1 protein-coding gene is annotated in these 2,047 nt (G+C 72.8%); it reads right to left on the bottom strand.

Translation table 11 applies throughout. The features are described from left to right. On the bottom strand, nt 1-2,047 hold a 2,047-nt coding region (locus tag GA0115234_RS04450), incomplete at both ends, for an AMP-binding protein (protein WP_141718392.1).

Genomic DNA, 2,047 nt, shown 5'->3' with positions numbered 1-2,047 from the left:
GGACCCGGCCACATCGACGACCGTCAACGGCACATCGACTTCACCCGCACCGAGAATCACCTGACGAGGAGTCCCCGCACGGTCCCTGAACAAGGTCCGCAGCGACTCATGGCGTACCAGAACGTCGTTCAGCGCCTCACGCAACGCCGCCTCGTCCAGCTCCCCCGACAGACGCAACGCCAACGGCATGTTGTACGTCGCCGAAGGACCCTCCAACTCGTACAGGAACCACAACCGCTGCTGAGCGAACGACAACGGCAACACCTCCGGACGCGCCACAGGCACCAGCGCGGTCCGCTGCTGCACCTCGGCCTCGTCGAGGCGTCGTGCCAGTCCAGCGACGGTCGGCGTCTCGAACAGGGCCCGCAGCGAGAGGTCCACACCGAGAACCGCGCGGATCCGGCTGACCAGCCGGGTGGCGAGCAGCGAGTGGCCGCCCAGGCCGAAGAACCCGTCGTCCACACCGACCTTGGCCACGCCGAGCATGTCGGCGAACAGCCCGCACAGCACCGCCTCACGCGGAGTGCGCGGCGCGCGTTCGGTGAGCGGCGCGTAGTCGGGTTCGGGCAGGGCGCGACGGTCCACCGTCCCGTCGGACGCCGTCGGCAGGGCCTCCAGTACGACCACGGCGGACGGCACCAGCGGGGCAGGGAGCGACTCCGTCAGCTCGTCGTGCACCCGGGTGACGGAGAACTGATTCGCGACGGCGGGCACCACATGGGCCACCAGTCGCCGTTCACCCGCCGGGTCCTCATGGAGCGTCACGACCGCCTGTGTCACGCCGGGCAGGTCACGCAGGACCGCCTCGACCTCGGCGAGGTCAAAGGCCGTGCCCCGCAGGACGACCCGTGTGTCGTCCCGGCCGACGAGCCGCAGCCCGCCGTCACGCTCGCGGCACGCCACGTCTCCGGTGCGGTGGATCCACGCCCCGGCCGGACCGTGCAGCTCGGCAGGCAGCCACGCCGTACCGCTGCCGTCGGTCCCTACGCCGTCCGGGGCCTGCCCGGAGCCGACGAGGTACAAGGAGCCGGGCACGCCGTACGGCGTCGGCCGGAGCCGCCCGTCCAGCACATAGGCAGGCGGGGCGACCAGCGGCAGCCCGGCGGGCCCGAGGGCACGTACCGTCCGGCGGCCCGCAGACGCACGCGCGAGGAGTCCCGGCGCGTCCGGTTCGCCGAGGACGACGAGGGTGGTCACCCCGTCCGGCGGGGTCGTCGCCTCGCCGACCGACGTGGCCAGCTGCGACGGTGCGAGCACCGCGTGGGTGATCCGGTGCTCGCCGAGCACCCTCGTCAGCTCCGCTCCGGACGGCCGGCCCGCTCCGGCGAGAACCAGTGTGGCCCCCGTCGCGAGCGCGGACAGCTCGATCAGCTCGGCGTCGGTACCCGGTGATGCCGAGTACGAGACGCGGGAGTCGCCGTTCACCTCCGCCCCATGGCGGAGGGAACCGGCCAGTCGGGCCAGATGCAGGTGCGGAACGGCGATGCGTGCGGGCCTTCCCTCCGCGTCGGACGTGTACGTCACGAAGGCCGGCCGCGTCCAGGCGGTCCGGTCGGCGGGACCGGCTTCCGCAGGGTCGGTCTCCGGGCACGCCCGCAGAACCGCCACCGCGTCGGGCCGGCCCGGCGACACGACCACGCACCCCTCGGGCAGCGAACCCCCGAAGCGATCCCCGGCCGGGCCCTCCGTGATGACCAGTGCGGGAGCCGCCTCACCGATCAGGCGCGTGGTGTACGCGACGGGGTGCTCCGGGTCGAGGGCCAGACACGCAGCACCGGTCTTGAGGACACCGAGCAGTGTGGCGACCCGGTCGACGGACCGGTCCAGCAACACGGCGATGTCCCTGCCCGCACCGGCACCGAGCCCCGTCAGCCAGTGCGCGATGCGGTTGGCCCGCGCGTTGAGTTCCCCGTACGTCACCGTCTCGCCGTCGTGCTCCAGCGCCGGGGCGCCTGCGGCGTGTACGGCCAGGTCCTGGAAGTCGGCGATCCACGCAGTCCGGGGGTCCTGGTGCGCGGTGTGGTCCTGGGCCCTGAGCAGCTGCTCG

The sequence above is a fragment of the Streptomyces sp. DvalAA-43 genome, from assembly GCF_900091725.1.
GTDB classification, from domain to species: domain Bacteria; phylum Actinomycetota; class Actinomycetes; order Streptomycetales; family Streptomycetaceae; genus Streptomyces; species Streptomyces pulveraceus.
Note: the sequence above shows the minus strand (reverse complement) of the source record. Positions and strands in the feature narration are given on the sequence as shown.